Below are 19,861 nucleotides of genomic sequence, written 5' to 3' on the forward strand. Positions count from 1 at the left end.
AACAATAAATAATAAAATTGTTACATTCAGAAAGCTTAAAAACAGAGGAATTCTTTACGAAAAGAAGCAAAAGGGAAAATAGCTGTGATAAAAGCGCTTAAAATATATATTGCTGCGCTATCGATAATTGTGGGAGTTCAATCGATAAGTGCCCAGGTACCACAAGTTGATACTGCTGCGGCATTGGATGATATTTATAAAAAGCAGGACAATTTTTACGACAGTCTTGAAAACCGCGCTAACCGACGCAAATTAACAGGTTGGCTTTACGACGCAATTATAACACCTCCCCGCCCCTATGTCGATAAAAAAGCACTGGCACTCGATTATTTCCGGGAATATGAAGGAAAAATAATTGCTGAAATAAAAATTAATGCGCTCGATGTATTTGGTCCTACCTGTACCGACACGACTAAAAAAGCCGATCATTGGGCCGAGCGGGCTGCGAATACAATTCACACCAAATCGAATTTAAAAACCATACGCAAACTATTACTTTTTAAAACAGGCGACATGCTCGATCCGGAGTTGATGTACGAGAACGAAAGGATAATCAGGGATTTGCCCTATATTAAAGATGTGCGTATTTATGTGGAACTGGATCCAATCTATCCGGGTTTGGTTAATGTGCTGGTTTTAACAAAAGATCGTTTTTCGTTTGGAGTCTCGGGAGGGGTTAACGGCACCAGTTCAGGCGATATTGAGTTATACAACCGCAACATTTTTGGCGTTGGACACGAGGTTTCGGTAAAGTTTGTTGGCCACATTGAAAAGGAACCCTATCTGGGAGTTGAAACCTTTTACAATATAAAAAACATTGCAGGTAGTTTTCTCGACGTTCGCCTGGGGTACTTAAATACCTATCGGCGCGAGGGATTTGCAACGGAGGTGAACAAACCATTTTTAACCCAAAATATTAAGTGGGGTTACGGTGGTTATTCTGCCCGTATGTACCGAACCGACCGAATTACGAATAACGATCCGGTAAAAGTGGAAGAACCGCTTGATCTTTCTGTAAATTACCTTTGGGGAGGACGCAGTTTTAATATTAGCCCGCGACATGAAAATATAACCGAGCTGGTATTATCTGCGGGTATTAATAACTGGAACTATTTCGAAAATCCGGTAGTAGCTCCCGAAAACAGTCACTTTTTTTCCAATCATACCTTGTATATGGCGGGACTTACCATTTCGCAACGTCGTTATATCCAGGATCAATTGATATACAGTTACGGAATTACCGAGGATATTCCTGAAGGATTCAAAAACGAGCTTATTTATGGTTACGATGCCAATGAGTTTGGCGACAGGCACTACCTGCATTTTTTTACATCGAACGGTAATTTATTACTTAGCCGTAGTGGCTATTTATTTACCACTGCAGGAATTGCCGGTTATTTAAAAAAAGGTCGTTTTGAAGAAGGTATGATTTATGCCGACTTAAACTTTATTTCGAAACTGCATACCGCCGGGAAAAAACAGGTTAGGACCTTTGTTGATATGAATTATACACTTGGCATACGCCGTTTTGAAATTGAACACCTGACACTTGGAGAACGGGATCATATTCGGGGTTTCGACAGCGACATTGCCATTGGAAAACAACGATTAAACGTAAAGCTGGAGCACGTTGTATTTCTGCCCACACAATTCTACAAGTTTAATATGGCGATTTTTGGCTTTGCCGATTTTGGTGTTATTGGCACCAACCAGGAACTTATTTTTAAGCAGGACTACTACAGTGGCGTTGGCATTGGTATTCGTTTACACAACGAGAACCTTGTTTTCGAAACATTCCGCCTCCGTTTGGCTTTCTACCCATTCCATCCTGACGATATGAGTTTTATAGGCTTTGCACTCGACGAACAGTCGAAACGACAGTTTATATCGTTCCAACCTACCGGGCCGGAACCTGTGCGCTTCGAATAATTCTGAAATATTACGTCCGAAAGTCTAGAACTGGAAATAAATAAACGGTTGCATATCAGCCGATACGGATTGGTAAACGATAATTACAACAATTGCAGAAATCCCGGCTTTCACCCACATTGGCGATTCAATAAACCAGTTTTTAGCACGGTCTTTAATATCGTAACTCAGCCAGTGCGTTATAAATCCAAATAACATTACAAGAAATACCCATTTATATGCCACTAAAACTTCAGGTATCATCGAAAGTTTGAGGTCGGTACCTATTTGGTGCAGCATACCGCGAACCACGTCCATTGATTCCGAACGGAAGAAAACCCTCGTAAAAGTGATAAAACTAAAAGTGATAGCAATCTTCCAAATATTCACCAACCAGTTGCTGCGTTTCTCCCACGGGCTAATTTTTCGCCAGAATTTATAGATCACCAGTCCAACACCATTCAATCCTCCCCAAATAATAAACTGCCACGATGCACCGTGCCAGAGTCCCCCCAACAACATAGTAAGCATCAGGTTGATATTAGTGTTTACATGGCGTTTTACATTCGGGAAGAAATGTGCCAGCAATGCAAAAACCAACACTGCTCCGGCAAATATTGGCACCAGAATCAGTTTCCCGGCCAGAAGAACAATGATGGCCAGGATTATACCAAGACTGATGTAACTAAACACCGAACCTTCGCGGTTTCCGCCAATTGGGATATACAAATAATCTTTTAACCACGACGAAAGCGACATATGCCAGCGTTTCCAGAATTCGGCAACACTTTTTGCCTTATAGGGCGAATTAAAGTTTTGCGGCAAACGGTAACCCATCAACAGCGCTACTCCAATGGCAATATCGGTGTACCCCGAAAAATCGACATAAACCTGCAAGGAGTAGCCAATTAGCGCCATCAGGTTTTCGAATCCCGAGTGTGTAACCGGATCGGAAAAAACACGGTCTACAAAGTTTACGGCAATATAATCGCCAATAAATATTTTCTTGATCAATCCTTTCAGAATGATAAAAATGGCCCAGCCAAATTCTTCCTTCGAAAGGCGGTAATCTTCGTATATCTGTTTTACAAATCCCGATGCACGCACAATCGGTCCGGCTACCAACTGCGGAAAAAACGATACATAAAAACCAAAATCCACCAGGTTATTTACTGGTTTTGTTTCACCTCGGTACACATCAACCGAGTAACTTATGGTTTGAAAGGTGAAGAACGAAATACCAACCGGCAGCAAAATCTGATTCACCTCGAAATGTGTTCCTGTTGCTTCGTTGGCCCACAGTGCCAAATGATTAATCACGCTTAGGTCGGTTCCCAGCATCAGGTTTATGCTGTCCACAAAAAAGTAGGCATATTTAAAATAAGCCAGCAGTGTAAGGTTAACAACCACGCTTGCCGCAATCAACAGTTTCCGGATCAACTCACTCTTCGATTTGTATATTCCTTTGCCAATAAAAAAGTCGGTAAGTGTACTGAACAACAGAATAAAAAAGAAAAAACCACTGGATTTGTAATAGAAAAACAAACTCACCAGGAACAAATACCCGGCTCGAACGCTTCGGTTTTTGTTTTTGTAAACCAAAGAATATCCTGCCAGTACAAAAGCAAAAAACGCCCAGAAAAAGAAGCGTGTAAAAATTAGTGGAGCTGTTTTATCGTACAGGAAAATATTCCTTAGCAGGTCGTTAAGTTCTATTTGTTTTAGTAAATCCAAGTAATATCAATATCTTTTATTTCGAAGAATCAAACGACGGAGAAATACGGCTATCCCGGCTTATTTCAACGTCATTTTCTTCAAAATTATTATTAGTTGTAAGCTCTTTTTTATCTGTCAAAAACGTTTCAAAATCTTTAATCATTGCCGAGAAAAACAGGTCGGCGATCATTAAATATCCTTCGCGGGTAAAATGAATTTTATCGCTTCGCGCCAGTCCGTTGTTTTGCCAAAGCACAATGGAATTCAATCCTCCCATTACCGAAAACATATCCCAAACACCGGCATTGTATTTTTTGGCCATTCTGAACATACTGTCTTGCACCTTCTCACCATTTTTGTTCACGTAGCGGCGGTACAAATAACTGTCGTTATTGGTGGTAAAAACAATTAACGCATTTGGAGCAGCTGCTTTAATATTATCGATAAGCTGTCCGTAATTATCTTCAAAACGGCTTTGCGAGAAACGACGGCCATAGGCATCGTTAATACCCAATCCGAGAATTACCAGATCAGGTTTCAGCTCGGCTAATTGCTCAGTAAAAAGCTGGCAACGCAAAAATGCAGGAACATGAGCCCCGTTTACGCCAATACTGTGATACATCACTCCGTTTGGATTCGATTCGGTGGTCATTCCCAACAAGGTAAAATTACCCTGCGAATTGTATTCTTTTTCAAGCGTAATTTTCAGGCTGTCGACCCACTGATTGAGTTCAAAATCGACATATTCATCGGTTACCACCTTGTTTTTCAACAAAGCTGAATCAATGTCGACCGAATAATTCTTTGCTTTATTTTCGTACCAGATCCTCAGTTTGTTAAAACTGTAATCCAGTTCATTTTCTTCTTCCAGCAAAATCGTCAGCTCAGCTTTTGGCGAACTTGTAGTTGCCGACATTCCTCCAACTCCCAGCGTTCCACTTTTCTTGCGCTCCACATTCCTGAAACTTTGCCAGTAACCGTTGTAACGAATGTAGTATCCAAAAGGCGAGTTGGTGCGCGAAATCCGATAAGGAAACATATAGCCCCAACCGGCATTCATTTCACCGTTAAGTTGCTGAAAACGGTTGCGCATTTGCCCCGAAAACGAACCGGCCTGAATGTGAGAACCGCCAATTTGAACTATATTTACTCTTCCTTCGCCTGTGGTTACCAGTTGCTCCAGTTTTGAATAAAAACGATTGGCATTTGTCCGGTCTCCGGGATAATGCATTTCATTCAAATCGTAACGTACAAAATTGTACTGGTTAACATGGTAGAAATAACGGTCTTGCTGAGCAGAAGCTGAAGTAGAGAGCAGCATAACGAAGCTAAGGAGCAGCAAAGACAAGCCTCTAACCTTTACCGATTGCACTAAGATTGATGGAGATTGAATTAGATTGAATAGAGATTGAATTACGGAATCAAATAAGCTCTTGAAACTTGTAGCTTGTAACTTGAAGCTTTTCTGTAACAGATCTCTCTCCGTCAGCTGACGGATCGAGATGACAGAAAACTCGGAACTCGAAACTCGAAACTGGTTACTCCTAACTTTCTTCCCCATTACATCTCCTCCTCCAAATAATTGTTGTACTCCAGAATCAATGCATTGTAGAACATATTGGCCACCAACCGGGCTCCACGTGGCGAAAAATGCACATAATCAGGGCGCGCCAGTTCCGGCTGGGCATTCACCCACGAAGGCATACTGTTGTGCCCGCCCATAGCCTGGTACATATCCCAATAAGCACAGTCATTTTCGAGTGCCACCTGCATTAGCATTTCAACTACTTCCGGCAAATGTTTATAGGTAACGTACTTATCCTTTTTCTTTGTCGACATATCGCTTGGCCCGATAACAAGAATGGCGGCATCAGGACACATTGAATATATTCGGTTAATCTGACTGGCAAACCAGCGCCCGTAACGGTCAATAGCTTTTTTATCTTTTATGTATGGAATTACATTACCACCAAACTGCAGAATAAAAAATTTGGGATTAAGGTCCTTGTACATTTTCATACTGTGCTCGTAGTCAGCTTTTGTGAAGATCGTTCCTGAGCTACCACGCAAAGCAATATTATCCACAATCACTCCTTTTTTCGAAGCCAGTTCGATTCCATAAATATCAGGGCCATCGTAGCCTGAGAATTTTAACGTGACACTTGAAGTCGAATCAGGCAATTCGCAATCCATTACTGCATAATCAACATCAGGCAAAAGTGTGTCGCTTACAATGGTATCGCCGCGCGCAATTAACTGAACGGCAACCGGACGTTTGGTGTGCCCGTAAAACAGCCGCATATTTTCATATTCGCGGGTAAGTTTGTATGAAATATTGGATTTCGAGACATTCATTTCAGCCTCGTAAATAATCGAATCTTTAAACGGAATAGTGTCGCTGGCCAAAGGTGCATAACGCGAAAAAGCTCCCATAACACCATAACGACTGTGCTCAACCGTTGAGTCAACCTTTCCGTAGATCGGGTAACGTTTCCAGTTGTCGGAGTTCAGCTGATTGGCACTAAAAACATAATCGTAAGGTTGCAACGCAGGGCGCAAACCAACTCCGGTCCCGCCAAATTTCACCTGTAGTTTGTTTCGGAGGAAAGAAGTGATACGGTCACCTTCAATCTGACTGTCACCGTAATGCATAATGCGCACCAGCGAATCGTTGTTCAGATGATCGAAAAAGCGGTAAAGGTTCTCTTTTCCCAATTGTGTCATTTCAATGCGATGGATCGATTGCACCAAAGTATCATAATCTGCACGGTGAATTACTTCAACCACCGTATCTCCGGCAATGGTGTCTCGTTCAATATCCACTAGCGAATCAATTTCAAACTGCTGTGCTATAATTTCTGAAACATCAACGTACTCCACGTCATCAGCTCCAATCATATCAGAGAAGGTCGGCATATGAAAAGTCATCTCCCCCACCTCGAACCCGTCATTGGGCATCAGCCACATGGCGCAGGCCAGCAAAGCAATTACGCTCAATGTAAATGTTAATGTTTGTAGCGGCTTCATTGTACGTAAATGATTAGTTTCTGACCAATTTGAATTTTACGCGCATCGCTGATGCTGTTCCATTCCAATATTTTCTCGGGCGTTACACCATCGTATTTTTTTGCGATAACATAGGGTGATTCGCCACTTTTTACAACGTGCTCCACTTTTGTGGCCGACTCTGGAATTGAAATTCCGGGTAAAGCCGCGGAAGTAAAATAAGGAACTGCCGTTTTCGACACCTCTTTTTTAGCTTTCTGTTGCTGAAGTCCGCTATAATAGTCCGCATTCTCATTGTCTACGAAAATATCAAGCGTTTTACCCGCCTGAATTTTGCGTTCGTTGTAAATGTTGTTCCAGTATTTTAAATCAGCTACACGAACATCGTAATCTTCTGCAATAAAACCCAGTACATCTCCAGATTTAATGGTGTATTTGATTTTCGTTTTTCCTTCAATCTGCAAATCTTTTACCGGCTCACCCACATATTGACGATTGGGTGCCGGCGGATATTCAATCTTTTGCGCCACCACTTCAAACAGGGTTGAATCTACGCCATTGTAGATAGAGTCCTGCAGAAACAAAAAGTCTTGTTTTATTTTTTCAGGCAGAGTAATCGAAGCCTGCTCCGGAATTATCGAATAAGGATACTGCGGATTTAAAAACCGTAAATGCTCTACCGAAATTGGCAGCACTGCACTTATCTGATCAAAATGTGTTTGAAACCGAACTTTGGTCTCTGCTGTTTTTTGCGGTTCGTATGAACTTACATATTTATTGTCTTCCAAAAATCCGGCTACCGCCTGATAAGTCGAGATGAAATCTACCATCTCATCCGGAGCGATTGCAAAAAAGTCATTCAGCGAAAAATCTTCACCGGCCCGAAGACATAAATTCTTCACCTCAGTTTTTCCAAATACAAACGCCAGCAACGCTAGTTTAGTGTGATCGAATAATCTTTCATTCTTCTTAAACTCCCGAACCGCTGCATGAGTTGCCTTTTCTACATCAAGGCGTTCATCCACCAGTTTATCCACTGTCAAGCCGTTCAGCACGCCCTGAAAATGCGACAACTGCCACACTCCTGCTCGTTTGTACTTGCTTGTTGATTGCAAATTCATCGCAGAAAGAACTGCAGGCAGGTATTGTAATTCGTCACTCAAATCCGCCTTTTTTAATTCCTGTTTTATAAAAGAATTGTAATAATAAAATGATTTTACAAAGACCTCTTTTTCTGCTGAATTCAAGTTCATCAGGGAAGTGAAACAGGTTTCAAACTGGTGCTGATTGAGTGCATATTCTTTCACCTCATCCAACTCTTGTTCACCATCTGCATTTTCTATTTTGCCGGGAAAAAAAGAAGCATCATTCCATGGATATGTTGAAACCTGATTTTGGATTGATTGCAGCAGCCGATATTGGAAATCTTCGCCGTTAATACTGTCTTGTCCCCAATTTACCAGGGGAACAAACAACAGCAGAACCACAAAAATTCCAATTAAAGAACCCGGTTTATTTTGTACTAATCGTTTCAACTACAATTCTTGCAAAAAATGATACGCAAAAATATGATTTCCGATTAAACAGCCCACAAATATTACAAAGGAATTATACAAAATTATCCAACCCTTACAGGGTTGTTAAACAGATACCGGTAACCTTTTCTATTATAAACGAATCCGTACCGGATTCTTTTTCTTAAAGAAAACGCGGCAGGTGCTCATTTCTAGTAACTATCCCAAATAAATAATAAACTCAACAACCCTTTACGGGTTGGATAATCAAACGCTACTCTGTCACATGGTCACGCTCACGAATCTCCACCCTGCGAATTTTTCCGCTGATGGTTTTTGGCAACTCATCAACAAACTCAATTTGCCGTGGATATTTATAGGGAGCAGTCACCTCTTTTACGTGATTTTGCAACTCTTTTACCAAATCGTCTCCGGCACGATCTTTATAATCAGGAGCCAAAACTACAGTAGCTTTTACAATCTGTCCACGAATTTCATCCGGCACGCCTGTAATGGCACACTCCACCACAGCGGGGTGCGTCATCAGTGCACTTTCCACTTCGAAAGGTCCAATACGGTAACCCGAACTTTTTATTACATCGTCGGCACGGCCCACAAACCACAAATAACCATCCTCATCTTTCCAAGCCAGATCGCCGGTGTAATAAATTCCATCCGACATGGCTTCATCGGTAAGTTGTTGATTGCGATAGTATCCGTCAAACAATCCTGCAGGATAATTTTTATCGATACGAATTACAATCTGGCCTTGCTCACCGGCTTCGGCTGATCGTCCTTCGGGAGTCAGCAGATCAATATCGTAATGCGGACTTGGCAATCCCATCGAACCCGGTTTTGGTTCCACCCATGGCGAAGTAAACACCGACAAAGTAGTTTCGCTTTGACCGTAACCTTCGCGTAGTTTAATTCCTGTTAAATCGTAAAAACGGTTGTAAACTTCAGGATTTAAAGCTTCGCCTGCAATTGTACACCATTCCAGTGCCGACAAGTCGTATTTGCTCATATCTTCCCTGATCAAAAAGCGGAAAATAGTTGGCGGGGCACAAAGCGATGTTACTTGGTATTTTGAAAGCACTTCCAGAATATCGGAAGGTGTAAATTTTTCATGATCATAAACAAAAACAGACGCTCCAACCAGCCACTGTCCGTACAGTTTTCCCCAAACGGCTTTTAACCAGCCGGTGTCGGCAATGGTCAGGTGAAGACTGTCGTGATGAAGATTCTGCCAGTATTTAGCCGTAACAATATGCGCCAGCGGATACGCACTGTCGAGTACCACCATTTTCGGATCGCCGGTAGTTCCCGATGTAAAGCTTACGATTATCGGATCATCATTTTCTGTCGGTTCTGTTGGTCGCTGAAACGGTTCAGCATTTTCAATTCCTTGATGAAAATCTTCCCAACCTTCAGGAATAATCGGCCCGATAGAAACCAGTTTTTCAATCGACGGCGATTCGGGCAAGGCATCATTTACGTGAGTGGTGATTAGTTCATCACCATCACAAATTATGGCTTTTATAGTGGCTGCATTGTTACGGTAAACAATGTCTTTTTTAGTGAGTAAATGCGTGGCCGGAATAATTACCGCACCAATTTTATGCAAAGCGATAATGGTAAACCAAAACTCGGCACGGCGTTTCAAAATGGCCATTACCATATCACCTTTTCCAATTCCCAATGACGACAAATAACCTGCTGTGCGGTCGGTAATTTCTTTTAATTCACCAAAAGTAAATGAGCGGCTTTCGCCTTTGTCGTTTGTCCAGAGCAAAGCCCTTTTGTTGGGCTCTTTCTCCGCCCACCCGTCTACCACGTCGTAGGCAAAGTTGAAATCTTCCGGAATAAGTAACTCGTAGTTGGCTTTAAAATCTTCAAAGTCGGTAAAAGCAGTTTGTTTTAAGTATTTTTCAATCATGTAGCATCAAGTTTTTATTATAGAATTACGGCCAGAAATTTTACAGATTTCCCTTCCAATGCCTTCATTCCGTGTGGAAGAGTGGCGTCGAAATACAGGCTGTCTCCTTCGTTCAGTGTCAATTCTTTTCCTCCGACACTCAGCAGCATTTTGCCTTCCAAAACATAGTTCATTTCCTGTCCGTTGTGACTATTCAGATGAATTGGTTTTTCGTCGGCATCCGGCTCCACGGTTACAATAAACGGATCGGCTTTCCGTCCTGTGAACCCAGCTGCCAGTGCCTGGTATTTATACGCCCGGGTACGTTCCATGGCAGTTCCCTGCCCCGCCCGGGTGAGATAAAAGGATTTCATATGGGGCTCTTCGCCAAACAGCAAGGCGGTCAACCCAATATTATATTTTTTTGATATATTTTCAAGAACGCCAATCGGAATATCGTGTTTCCCCGTCTCGTATCCCTCATATTTTTCTGCGGACACTTTACAACTGGTTGCTATTTCATCAACAGAAATATTGAGCACATCGCGTAAACCTCTCAGCCTCATGGCTATTTCTTTAATTTGTCCGTTCATAATGTTTAGTTTCTTTAGTTTAGCTTAAAACAAAGTTATTCCTTTTTCTGTCTGATGATTCATTTTTTCGAATATCAGACAGTTTTAGTCGTAAATTTTAATATTAAGAATCTGATGGCAGATAAAACGACTTACAGGTTCTCGAAGAAATACTGGCTAACCTTGTCCATCAAGTGTACCCGGTCCTTTCCGCGAACGTTATGCGGATGAATCGGATAAGCAAAAAAGTCGACCTGTTTATTTTGTTTCACACACTCGCGCAGAAATTTCATACTGTGTTGCATTACAACTGTCTCATCTTGAACGCCATGAATCAACATCAGTTTCCCATCCAGGTTCTCTACGTAATTGGTCATGTTCGAATTTTCGTAACCTTCCGGATTTTCCTGCGGCATATCCATGTAGCGCTCGCCGTACATTATTTCGTACATACTCCAGTCAACCACCGGACCACCGGCAACTGCCACTTTAAAAATCTCAGGATGTTTCAGTTTTAAATTTAATGTCATAAAACCGCCGTAGCTCCATCCGTGAACACCAATCCGATTGGCATCAACATACGGTAACGAAAGCAGGTATTCAATTCCCTGCATCTGATCTTCTGTTTCAAGCACACCCAAATTACGGTGAATAGCAGTTTCAAAAGGGCGGCCACGATTTTGGGTTCCACGGTTATCAAGCGTAAAAGCTATGTAGCCCTGCGAGGCCATATAATATTGCCACCAGCGTGCCTGGTTATGCCAGCCTTTTGTAACCAGCTGCGAATGAGGTCCGCCATAAACGTAAACAACAACTGGGTATTTTTTTGCCGGATCAAAATCAACCGGAAGAATCAGACGTCCGTGCAAATCGTATTTTCCGTCTTTGGTTTTTAATGTTACCAGTTTGTTTTCGCCCAATTGATAATCTTCCAGCGGATCTTCCGACTGGAATATTGTCCTTTTATCCTTACCGTTAGAGGCCAGAACATCAACCCTGCCGGGCATTTCCTTAGCCGACCAACTATCTAAAAGATAAGTTGCTCCCGGACTTAAAGTTCCTCGATGGACACCTGTTTCCGTTGATAGTCGTTCGGTTTTTCCTGACTTTACGTCTACTTTATAAATGTTATTTTGTAGCGGATCGTCGATCGTGGATTCTATAAACAAGGTCTTTTCTTTGGCATCGAAACCAAGCATATTGGTTACTTCCCACTCTCCTTCTGTGACCTGCTGAACCAACTCGCCGTCGGTGTTGTATTTGTACACATGAAACCATCCATCCTGACGGCTCAGGTAATAAAATTCGTTCGGATTTACTTTTAAAAACTGAATGGGATAAAGTGGCTCCACATAAGTATCAGCGGTTTCTTCAAAAAGTGTTTTTACTTTCTCACCTGTTGCCACGTCGTAACAATTAAGCTGCATGTGGTTTTGTTCGCGGTTCAATTCCGCCATGTAAATGTATTTTTCATCGGGCGACCAGGCCACATTCGTAAGAAAATGATCAAGCGGCTCCCCGGTTTTCAGAAAAGTTGTTTTTCCACTTTCAATATTGTAAACGCCCAAAGTTACATGATGACTGGCCATTCCCGCCATCGGATATTTCACCGGGGTGTATTCGGCTTCACGGGCCATAAAATCAACCAGCGGATAATCCTTTACCATACTTTCGTCTTTACGATAAAAAGCCACAAAATTTCCTTCAGGCGAATTAAAAATACCTCCTGATATACCAAATTCATTTCTGTGCACGGTTTGTCCGTTTACAATTCCGTTTTCACCATCGCTGGTTATTTGTTTTGTTGTTCCATTGGCCAGCGTCATAAATAAATCATCTCCCTGCGTGAAAGCCACAAATTGCCCTTCTTCAGAGAAATTCACATTCTCTGCTTCTTCTGAAAGTTCAATCTGAAATTTCACTTCTATTTGATCAATGTCAACCACCCAATATTTTTTAGCTGCCGAAACCAGAAGTTCTGCTTGGCCGATCCAGCGGTATGACGGAAAACGTTTGAAGCCTGCACCGGTAATTTCGTTCAACTCGTCGAGCGAAACCACAGTAGTTTTTTCACCTGTTTTTGCCGATTCAGCAACGATAGATCTTTCTTCAACAAACGAAAAATGTTCATCATCCAACCATTGTAAGCCGGTCATCGACTGGGGATACAAATAAGTATATCGCCCGTAAACGGCATCTTCGAGACTCATTTGTTTGGTTTGGGCATAAGCAAAAGCTTGTATAAAAAGAAATAGAATTATTAGTTTTCCACGCATCGTATCAAATTTAAAATTGGAGCCCGAAAGTAGCAAAAGTTCTGCTTAACCTGCCATGAGAAATTACAGGCTTTCAGGCAATCGTATGTATTTTAACTGAGAGCTGAATCAGTTTTCCCCGCTTGAATGATCACTGATAATCACCCACTTTCCATCTATTTTTTGAATAACCAACGTAAAATGACCGGCCAAATCTCCAATTTCGCGGGTTAGCTCGAAACGCCCGATTAGAAAAACTGTTTTGGTGTCAATTTTTGAGATATCGAGGATTTTGAATTCCAGGTGCCCCATGGCAGTTTTATCAGGGTAACCTTTTTTGTAACTATCGAGTGTTGCCTGCCACCCATATGTTGGTCCACGTGAGCCCATAAAAACAAGCTTATCCGATTTCCAGTAGGTTTCCATAAACTTTTCAAGGTTGCCCTCATTCCATGCTTCGGCTTGTTTATCAAGCAGCGACAAAATATGCTCCTTTTCATTCTTTGAAATTTTTTCCTGAGCAAATGCGCTAATGGAAAACATCAAAAATATTAAGCTGATTACAAAAGTCCTTCTCATAAAATTGATTTTTAGAATTGGGTGTTGAAAATAGTGTATTTTTAAGGCTCACATTCAACAAACAAATAAAAATGTTACGATTCTCTCTTTTTTTCCTGCTGTTTCTTACTGTTTCTTCCGCTTTTTCACAACGATTGCGTGATTACAACATCACACCCGGAGTTATAATTCCCGGACAACTAAATGCCATTACCGATGTAGAAGGCGTAAAAGTTGGCCAAACAACACTCATTGAAGGCGATAATATTCGTACTGGTGTAACAGCCATTATCCCTCATTCCGGAGATATTTTCCAGGAAAAAGTACCTGCTGCCATTTATATCGGAAACGGTTTTGGCAAACTAGCCGGATATAGCCAGGTAGAAGAGTTGGGAAATATTGAAACTCCAATCGTTTTAACCAATACACTGAGTGTGCCGGCAGCCTGCAATGCATTAATCACTTACACGCTAAATCAGAACAAAGATGTTCGTTCGGTAAATGCTGTGGTTGGCGAAACCAACGATGGCTGGTTAAACGATATCCGAGGACGCCATGTAAAAGAAAAGCACGTTTTAAGTGCCATTGAATCTGCAACCACCGGGCCGGTTGAAGAAGGTAATGTAGGTGCCGGAACAGGAACCATTTGTTTTGGATTTAAAGGTGGGATCGGAACTTCGTCGAGAGTTTTGCCCAAAGATTTGGGAGGTTACACGGTTGGTGTTTTGGTACAAAGTAATTTTGGAGGCGTTTTAAAGATTGATGATTTTAATGCAGGTGAAGCTTTGGGAAAATTTCCTTTTAATGAATCGATACGCAACCAGGAAGACGGATCATGTATGATGGTTGTTGCTACTGATGCTCCTCTTGGACCGCGCAACCTGAAACGTCTGGCAAAAAGAGCGATGCTTGGTTTGGCAAAAACCGGAGGAATTGCGTCGAACGGAAGTGGCGATTATGTAATTGCCTTTTCAACAGCAACAGAAAACCGTATTCCTTATTCAGTTGAAACGCCCGTAATGGAACTTAAAGAACTGCACAACGATAAACTGTCACCACTTTTTCTGGCTACTATTGAAGCCACTGAAGAGGCCATTTTAAACTCATTGGTAGCAGCAAAAACTACAAGCGGAAGAGACGGACATACAATTGAGGCCTTACCTATAAAAAAGATCCTTGAGTTGCGTAATAAAGCTGAACATTAATAGTTTTTGTTTTTCTACTTTGACAACACACCTGAATATATCTTAAAACCGCAAATTGATTATCCCTAAGTACCCCAGCCCTAAAGGGAGAAGTGATAATCAATTCGCTCCCTGTAGGGCTGGGGTAGACGAATTGATTTCCAATACAAATATTGTCTTTAAATTTAAATTTGGGTAATCATCAATTTATTAGATTGATCAGAAAAAATATCTTATTATTGTAAAATAAACAATAAGTAAAAACAACTTATTTTTAAACCAATAATTCTAACGATCAAATCTAAATGAAATGAAAACCCTATTCTGTCTATTATTTCTCGTTACAAGCGTACTATTGTCTGCCCAAAACCGCGAAAAGGCCTTCGAAATAAACGAAAAGCTGGGGCGCGGAGTTAACTTTGGGAACATGTTTGAAGCTCCTACTGAAACGGAGTGGGGAAATCCGTGGAAACCGCAGTATCCGGGAATAGTTGCCGACCTTGGATTTAACCACATCCGCATCCCTATTCGCTGGGAACCGGCAGAAAGAAGCTCTTCAACTGATCCTTACACCATCAATACGGTTTTTCTGAACCGTATAAAACAAGTAGTGGATTCAACGTTGAACAACGGCTTGTACGCTATAATTAACATGCACCATCACGAGGCGCTTTACGACGATCCTGACGGACAAAAAGCACGGTTTTTAGCACAGTGGAAACAGATATCGGAGTTTTTTGCCGACTATCCTGATCAATTGTTATTCGAAATTCTGAATGAGCCTCACGGTAATCTCGACGCTGCAACTTGGAATACCCTCTTTTCTGATGCACTTACAACCATCAGGGAAGATAATCCGGAGAGAGTTGTATTGATCGGAACCGCAGAATATGGAGGTTTGGGCGGTTTATCAAAACTGGAATTCCCCAACGACGATAACATTATTGTTACGGTGCATTATTACAATCCGTTTTCATTCACACATCAGGGAGCTGAATGGAGCGATGGTTCGGACGCCTGGTTGGGAACGGAATGGACAGACACGGAGACAGAACGCCAAATCGTACAGAATGAATTTGCTCCTTTAAAAGCACTGGAACAGGAAAAGAATATTCCGGTTCACGTGGGCGAATTTGGTTCGTACAATAAAGCAGACATGGATTCGCGAGAGCGCTGGACAACCTACATTGCACGTTTTATCGAGTCGCAGCGATGGAGCTGGGCGTACTGGGAATTTAGCGCCGGTTTTGGCATTTACAATCCGTCTGACGGCACTTACAACGACCGTTTAGTTGATGCTTTGCTGCACAACGAAATGCCCGAACCGGCAAAATATGTGGGAACACCAGTTTACACCTCGCAGTTCGATCAAACAATAAGCGAATGGAATTTATCAGCAAATAACGGAGCAGAAGCAACACTGGCTCAAAACGGTGGAAATCTGGATGTAAATATAACAACGGCGAGTACTCAAGGCTGGCACATCCAGCTGGTTAAAAATAATGTGGTTTTGGAAGCAGGAAAAAAGTACCGACTTACTTTTAAAGCAAAATCAACTGCAGACAGAATCGCGTTGTCGTACGTTGGAATGAATGTTGATCCGTGGAGTTCGTACAGCGGTTACAACAGTATCAGTCTTACCGATACATTCAACGTGTATTCATTTGTTTTCGATATGACAACCACCGACAATAACGCCCGTATCGTTTTTGACCTGGGAACAGCTTCACCCGATATTTCGTTCGAATATGTTACGCTGGAGTCGGTTGAATTACAATTTCCAACTGCTGTTGAACTGATAAAAAATGTTAAGAGCCGTGTTTTCCCAAATCCTGTACAAGAAAAGCTTTGCATTGACAATACCGATGATTTCCAACAGCTTACAATCACAGATGTTTATGGTCAAATCTTCAAACAAAATCAACTTACAAATCAGCTCAACGAGATATCAGTGAATGAACTTTCTTCTGGCATATACTTTGTAACTTTAAGCAACCAAAGTAACAGACATACAGTTAAAATCATTAAAAAGTAAGTCATGAAGAAAATTATTTTAGCCTTTGCCCTTATTGTTGCAATGCTCGGTTCTTTTGCACAAGACAACAAAAGCGGCACAATTAAAGTGGAGGGAAAATCGGAAGTTAAACTGCTTCCTGAAGAAATCTGGTTCAATGTGTCGATGACAGTGAAAGATCAGGATTATAAAACCTGTGCTGATCTGGCCGTTCAGAAACTGGCTGAAATAAAATCACTATTCACTGAAAACGGGATTGAAAAAGACAAGATTAAAACAAATAGTTATTCGGTGAGGGAAATCCAGCGCCACGATCCAGAATTACGCAAAATGGTATCCGACGGTTACCAGGCCACCATTCCGTTGACAGTCCGCACAAACAGGGATTACGATAAAAACAACGTGATTTTTGAACTAATAAAAGATAACCTTGAATCGAATTTCAATATGAATTTCGCGCTTTCAGAAAAGCAAATTGCGGAAGTAAAAACAAAGTTGATAAAACTGGCCGTGGCTGATGCTAAAGAAAAAGCTGAAATAATTTCTGATGCTGCAGGAGTTGAGCTGGGTAAGATTGCAAATATTCAATACGGAGAACCCAATATTGTTGGAATCAACAATCCTCCTGCCCTTCGCAAAGCCGATATTATGATCCGTGATTACGCCTCTCAGAATGAAATTATCGATATACTTGAACCAGATGAAGTGAAAATGGGAACGAACATTGTTATTTCGTGGAATGTGCAATAATAGTTGATGCAAAAACATAAAAAAGGCTGTCCAAAGTAATTATCGGACAGCCTTTTTATTTATATAAAGTTATTGGTTATTACACATCAAAGCGATCGGCATTCATCACTTTATTCCAGGCTTTCACAAAATCTTTCACAAATTTTTCTTTGTTGTCATCTTGTGCATACACCTCGGCATACGAACGTAAAACAGAGTTCGATCCAAACACCAGATCAATGCGTGTTGCTGTCCATTTCACTTCGCCTGTTTTTCGGTTACGAATATTGTAAAGTCCATTTCCGGTAGGCTCCCAAACGTAAACCATATCGGTAAGATTTACAAAAAAGTCGTTGCTCAACGCACCAACATTATCCGTAAACACACCGTGTTGAGTTCCTGCGTAATTTGTTCCCATCATTCGCATTCCACCGATTAAAACAGTCATTTCGTGAGCTGTTAACCCCATTAACTGTGCACGATCAAGCATCAGTTCTTCCGGACTAACTACGTAATCTTTTTTCAACCAGTTTCTGAAACCATCAGCCAACGGCTCAAGCGGAGCGAACGACTCAGCATCGGTCATTGTATCTGTGGCATCTCCACGTCCGGGAGCAAATGGAACAGCTACATCCATTCCTGACTTTTTAATCGCCTGCTCTACTCCAACGTTTCCGGCCAATACAATTACATCGGCTACGCTAACTCCTGATTCAGCCGCAATTGGCTCAAGTACCGATAAAACTTTCGCCAGACGTGCCGGCTCATTTCCTTCCCAATCTTTTTGAGGAGCCAAACGAATTCGGGCACCGTTTGCACCACCGCGCATATCCGATCCGCGGAAAGTACGGGCGCTGTCCCAGGCTGTAGAAACCATGTCGGCAACACTAAGTCCTGATGCTGCAATTTTTGCTTTTACAGCAGCAACATCATAATCTGTTTTACCTGCCGGAACAGGGTCTTGCCAAATCAAGTCTTCTTCAGGAACATCCGGTCCGAAATAACGTGCTTTAGGTCCCATGTCGCGGTGCGTTAATTTAAACCAGGCACGTGCGAAAGCATCAGAAAAAGCATCAAAATCATTCATGAATTTTTCCGAGATTTCTCTGTATCCGGGATCCATTTTTAATGCCATATCAGCATCGGTCATCATCGGATTGTTGCGGATTGAAAAATCCTCCACGTCTGCAGGTTTATCTTCTTCTGCAATACTTACCGGCTCCCATTGTTGGGCACCGGCCGGACTTTTACGCAATTCCCAATCGTGGTTAAATAACATTTTAAAGAAACCATTGTCCCATTTAGTTGGCTCCGATGTCCAGGCACCTTCCAAACCACTGGTAACCGTATATCTTCCCTTTCCTGTTTTATGCGGGTTCTTCCAACCGAAACCTTGCTCTTCCACATCGGCAGACTCAGGATCAGGTCCCAAAATTTCGGCATTTCCGTTACCATGTGTTTTTCCAACAGTGTGTCCACCGGCAGTCAATGCTACTGTCTCTTCATCGTTCATTGCCATCCGGCGGAACGTTTCGCGCATTTGCATGGCTGTTTTCAACGGATCAGGTTTTCCGTTTACACCTTCCGGATTTACATAAATCAATCCCATTTGAACGGCAGCCAATGGATTTTCCATCGTTTCAGGTTTTGTCACATCATCGTAACGTTCGTCACTTGGTGCCAACCATTCTTTTTCAGCGCCCCAATAGGTATCCTTTTCCGGATGCCAGATATCTTCACGGCCAAACGCAAAACCAAAGGTTTTTAGGCCCATACTTTCGTAAGCCATATTTCCGGCCAAAATGATCAAGTCGGCCCAACTTACTTTATTGCCATATTTCTTTTTGATCGGCCAAAGCAAACGACGCGCCTTATCAAGACTCACATTGTCAGGCCACGAGTTTAATGGTGCAAAACGTTGGTTACCTGTTCCACCACCACCACGGCCATCGGCAATCCTGTACGAACCGGCAGCATGCCAGGCCATACGAATCATTAAACCACCATAATGACCCCAGTCGGCAGGCCACCATTCCTGGCTATCGGTCATTAAAGCCTTCAGATCGTTCTTTAAAGCCGCAACATCCAGTTTTTTTAGTTCTTCGTGATAATCAAAATCTGCTCCTAAAGGATTTGTTTTAGTGTCATGCTGATGTAAAATGTCGAGATTTAAAGCATTTGGCCACCAATCCATTACTGATGATCCGGCAGAAGTATTTCCACCATGCATTACAGGACATTTACCCTGCTTAGAATGATTGTTTTCCATATTATTTAGTTTAAAAATGAATTTATATAACTATCCCTCAAAATACGAAAAACATCACTTTTAAAAAAGGACTAAAACATTAATATACAATTAAATAAATACTAATTATTAATCATCAATAGATTAAATCTATTTTGTTTACAACTAAATGAGCATGATCGTTGCAATTCTTTTAACTGATAATTAAATCTTCCATTATAAACGATTGAACTTTCACGCGG

General features: G+C 41.7%; 13 protein-coding genes. 4 read left to right on the plus strand and 9 right to left on the minus strand.

The genetic code is table 11. The features are described 5' to 3' along the window. Nucleotides 1-84 precede the first annotated feature (84 nt). The gene (locus SLH46_RS13945) at nt 85-1,929 is read left to right on the plus strand and encodes a hypothetical protein (RefSeq protein WP_320281817.1); all 1,845 of its coding nucleotides are present in this window, start codon (nt 85-87) and stop codon (nt 1,927-1,929) included. 24 nt (nt 1,930-1,953) lie between these two features. Here SLH46_RS13945 and SLH46_RS13950 read toward each other — a convergent pair whose 3' ends face one another. From SLH46_RS13950 to SLH46_RS13985, 8 genes are all read right to left on the minus strand, one after another. Next, nucleotides 1,954-3,642, minus strand: coding sequence for an MBOAT family O-acyltransferase (locus tag SLH46_RS13950; RefSeq protein WP_320281818.1), 1,689 nt, complete (start codon nt 3,640-3,642; stop codon nt 1,954-1,956). Between the two features lie 16 nt (nt 3,643-3,658). Next, entirely contained in the window at nt 3,659-4,972 is a 1,314-nt protein-coding gene (locus tag SLH46_RS13955; RefSeq protein ID WP_320281819.1) for a GDSL-type esterase/lipase family protein, read from the minus strand. Between the two features lie 212 nt (nt 4,973-5,184). After that, the gene (locus SLH46_RS13960) at nt 5,185-6,651 is read right to left on the minus strand and encodes a GDSL-type esterase/lipase family protein (RefSeq protein ID WP_320281820.1); all 1,467 of its coding nucleotides are present in this window, start codon (nt 6,649-6,651) and stop codon (nt 5,185-5,187) included. Next, a complete protein-coding gene (locus SLH46_RS13965; protein WP_320281821.1) occupies nt 6,648-8,165 on the minus strand; it encodes a LysM peptidoglycan-binding domain-containing protein in 1,518 nt (505 codons plus the stop codon). Before SLH46_RS13965 ends, SLH46_RS13960 begins: the two co-directional genes overlap by 4 nt. A gap of 253 nt (nt 8,166-8,418) precedes the next feature. After that, on the minus strand, nt 8,419-10,080 hold the full coding sequence (locus tag SLH46_RS13970) for an AMP-binding protein (RefSeq protein WP_320281822.1): 1,662 nt from the start codon (nt 10,078-10,080) through the stop codon (nt 8,419-8,421). Between the two features lie 17 nt (nt 10,081-10,097). Further along, nucleotides 10,098-10,652, minus strand: a complete 555-nt coding sequence (locus tag SLH46_RS13975; RefSeq protein ID WP_320281823.1) for a helix-turn-helix domain-containing protein — start codon at nt 10,650-10,652, stop codon at nt 10,098-10,100. A gap of 131 nt (nt 10,653-10,783) precedes the next feature. After that, the gene (locus tag SLH46_RS13980) at nt 10,784-12,907 is read right to left on the minus strand and encodes a S9 family peptidase (RefSeq protein WP_320281824.1); all 2,124 of its coding nucleotides are present in this window, start codon (nt 12,905-12,907) and stop codon (nt 10,784-10,786) included. Nucleotides 12,908-13,015: 108 nt separating this feature from the next. After that, complete coding sequence (locus SLH46_RS13985; RefSeq protein ID WP_320281825.1) at nt 13,016-13,465, minus strand: YybH family protein; 450 nt, start codon at nt 13,463-13,465, stop codon at nt 13,016-13,018. Nucleotides 13,466-13,536: 71 nt separating this feature from the next. Here SLH46_RS13985 and SLH46_RS13990 point away from each other — a divergent pair, with 71 nt between their 5' ends. The 3 genes from SLH46_RS13990 (at nt 13,537) to SLH46_RS14000 (ending at nt 17,392) form a co-directional block, all read left to right on the plus strand. Then, nucleotides 13,537-14,649 (plus strand): DmpA family aminopeptidase, encoded by a 1,113-nt coding sequence (locus SLH46_RS13990; RefSeq protein WP_320281826.1) that lies wholly within the window; start codon nt 13,537-13,539, stop codon nt 14,647-14,649. Nucleotides 14,650-14,938: 289 nt separating this feature from the next. Then, a complete protein-coding gene (locus tag SLH46_RS13995) occupies nt 14,939-16,663 on the plus strand; it encodes a cellulase family glycosylhydrolase (RefSeq protein ID WP_320281827.1) in 1,725 nt (574 codons plus the stop codon). Nucleotides 16,664-16,666: 3 nt separating this feature from the next. Then, nucleotides 16,667-17,392 carry an SIMPL domain-containing protein gene (locus tag SLH46_RS14000; RefSeq protein WP_320281828.1) on the plus strand — a complete coding sequence of 242 codons (726 nt, stop codon included), beginning with the start codon at nt 16,667-16,669 and terminating at the stop codon, nt 17,390-17,392. A 79-nt stretch (nt 17,393-17,471) separates the two neighbouring features. Here SLH46_RS14000 and katG read toward each other — a convergent pair whose 3' ends face one another. After that, complete coding sequence (gene katG / locus SLH46_RS14005; protein ID WP_320281829.1) at nt 17,472-19,640, minus strand: catalase/peroxidase HPI; 2,169 nt, start codon at nt 19,638-19,640, stop codon at nt 17,472-17,474. Nucleotides 19,641-19,861 lie beyond the last annotated feature (221 nt).

It is taken from the genome of Draconibacterium sp. IB214405, from assembly GCF_033963885.1.
Classification (GTDB): domain Bacteria; phylum Bacteroidota; class Bacteroidia; order Bacteroidales; family Prolixibacteraceae; genus Draconibacterium.

Excerpts from the sequence above, each read along its gene's own strand:
- SLH46_RS13960 (WP_320281820.1), bottom strand. The coding sequence starts at position 6,651 with ATGAAGCCGCTACAAACATTAACATTTACATTGAGCGTAATTGCTTTG.
- SLH46_RS13970 (WP_320281822.1), bottom strand. The coding sequence starts at position 10,080 with ATGATTGAAAAATACTTAAAACAAACTGCTTTTACCGACTTTGAAGAT.
- SLH46_RS13975 (WP_320281823.1), bottom strand. The coding sequence starts at position 10,652 with ATGAACGGACAAATTAAAGAAATAGCCATGAGGCTGAGAGGTTTACGC.
- SLH46_RS13980 (WP_320281824.1), bottom strand. The coding sequence starts at position 12,907 with ATGCGTGGAAAACTAATAATTCTATTTCTTTTTATACAAGCTTTTGCT.
- SLH46_RS13985 (WP_320281825.1), bottom strand. The coding sequence starts at position 13,465 with ATGAGAAGGACTTTTGTAATCAGCTTAATATTTTTGATGTTTTCCATT.
- SLH46_RS13990 (WP_320281826.1), top strand. The coding sequence starts at position 13,537 with ATGTTACGATTCTCTCTTTTTTTCCTGCTGTTTCTTACTGTTTCTTCC.
- SLH46_RS13995 (WP_320281827.1), top strand. The coding sequence starts at position 14,939 with ATGAAAACCCTATTCTGTCTATTATTTCTCGTTACAAGCGTACTATTG.
- SLH46_RS14000 (WP_320281828.1), top strand. The coding sequence starts at position 16,667 with ATGAAGAAAATTATTTTAGCCTTTGCCCTTATTGTTGCAATGCTCGGT.
- katG (WP_320281829.1), bottom strand. The coding sequence starts at position 19,640 with ATGGAAAACAATCATTCTAAGCAGGGTAAATGTCCTGTAATGCATGGT.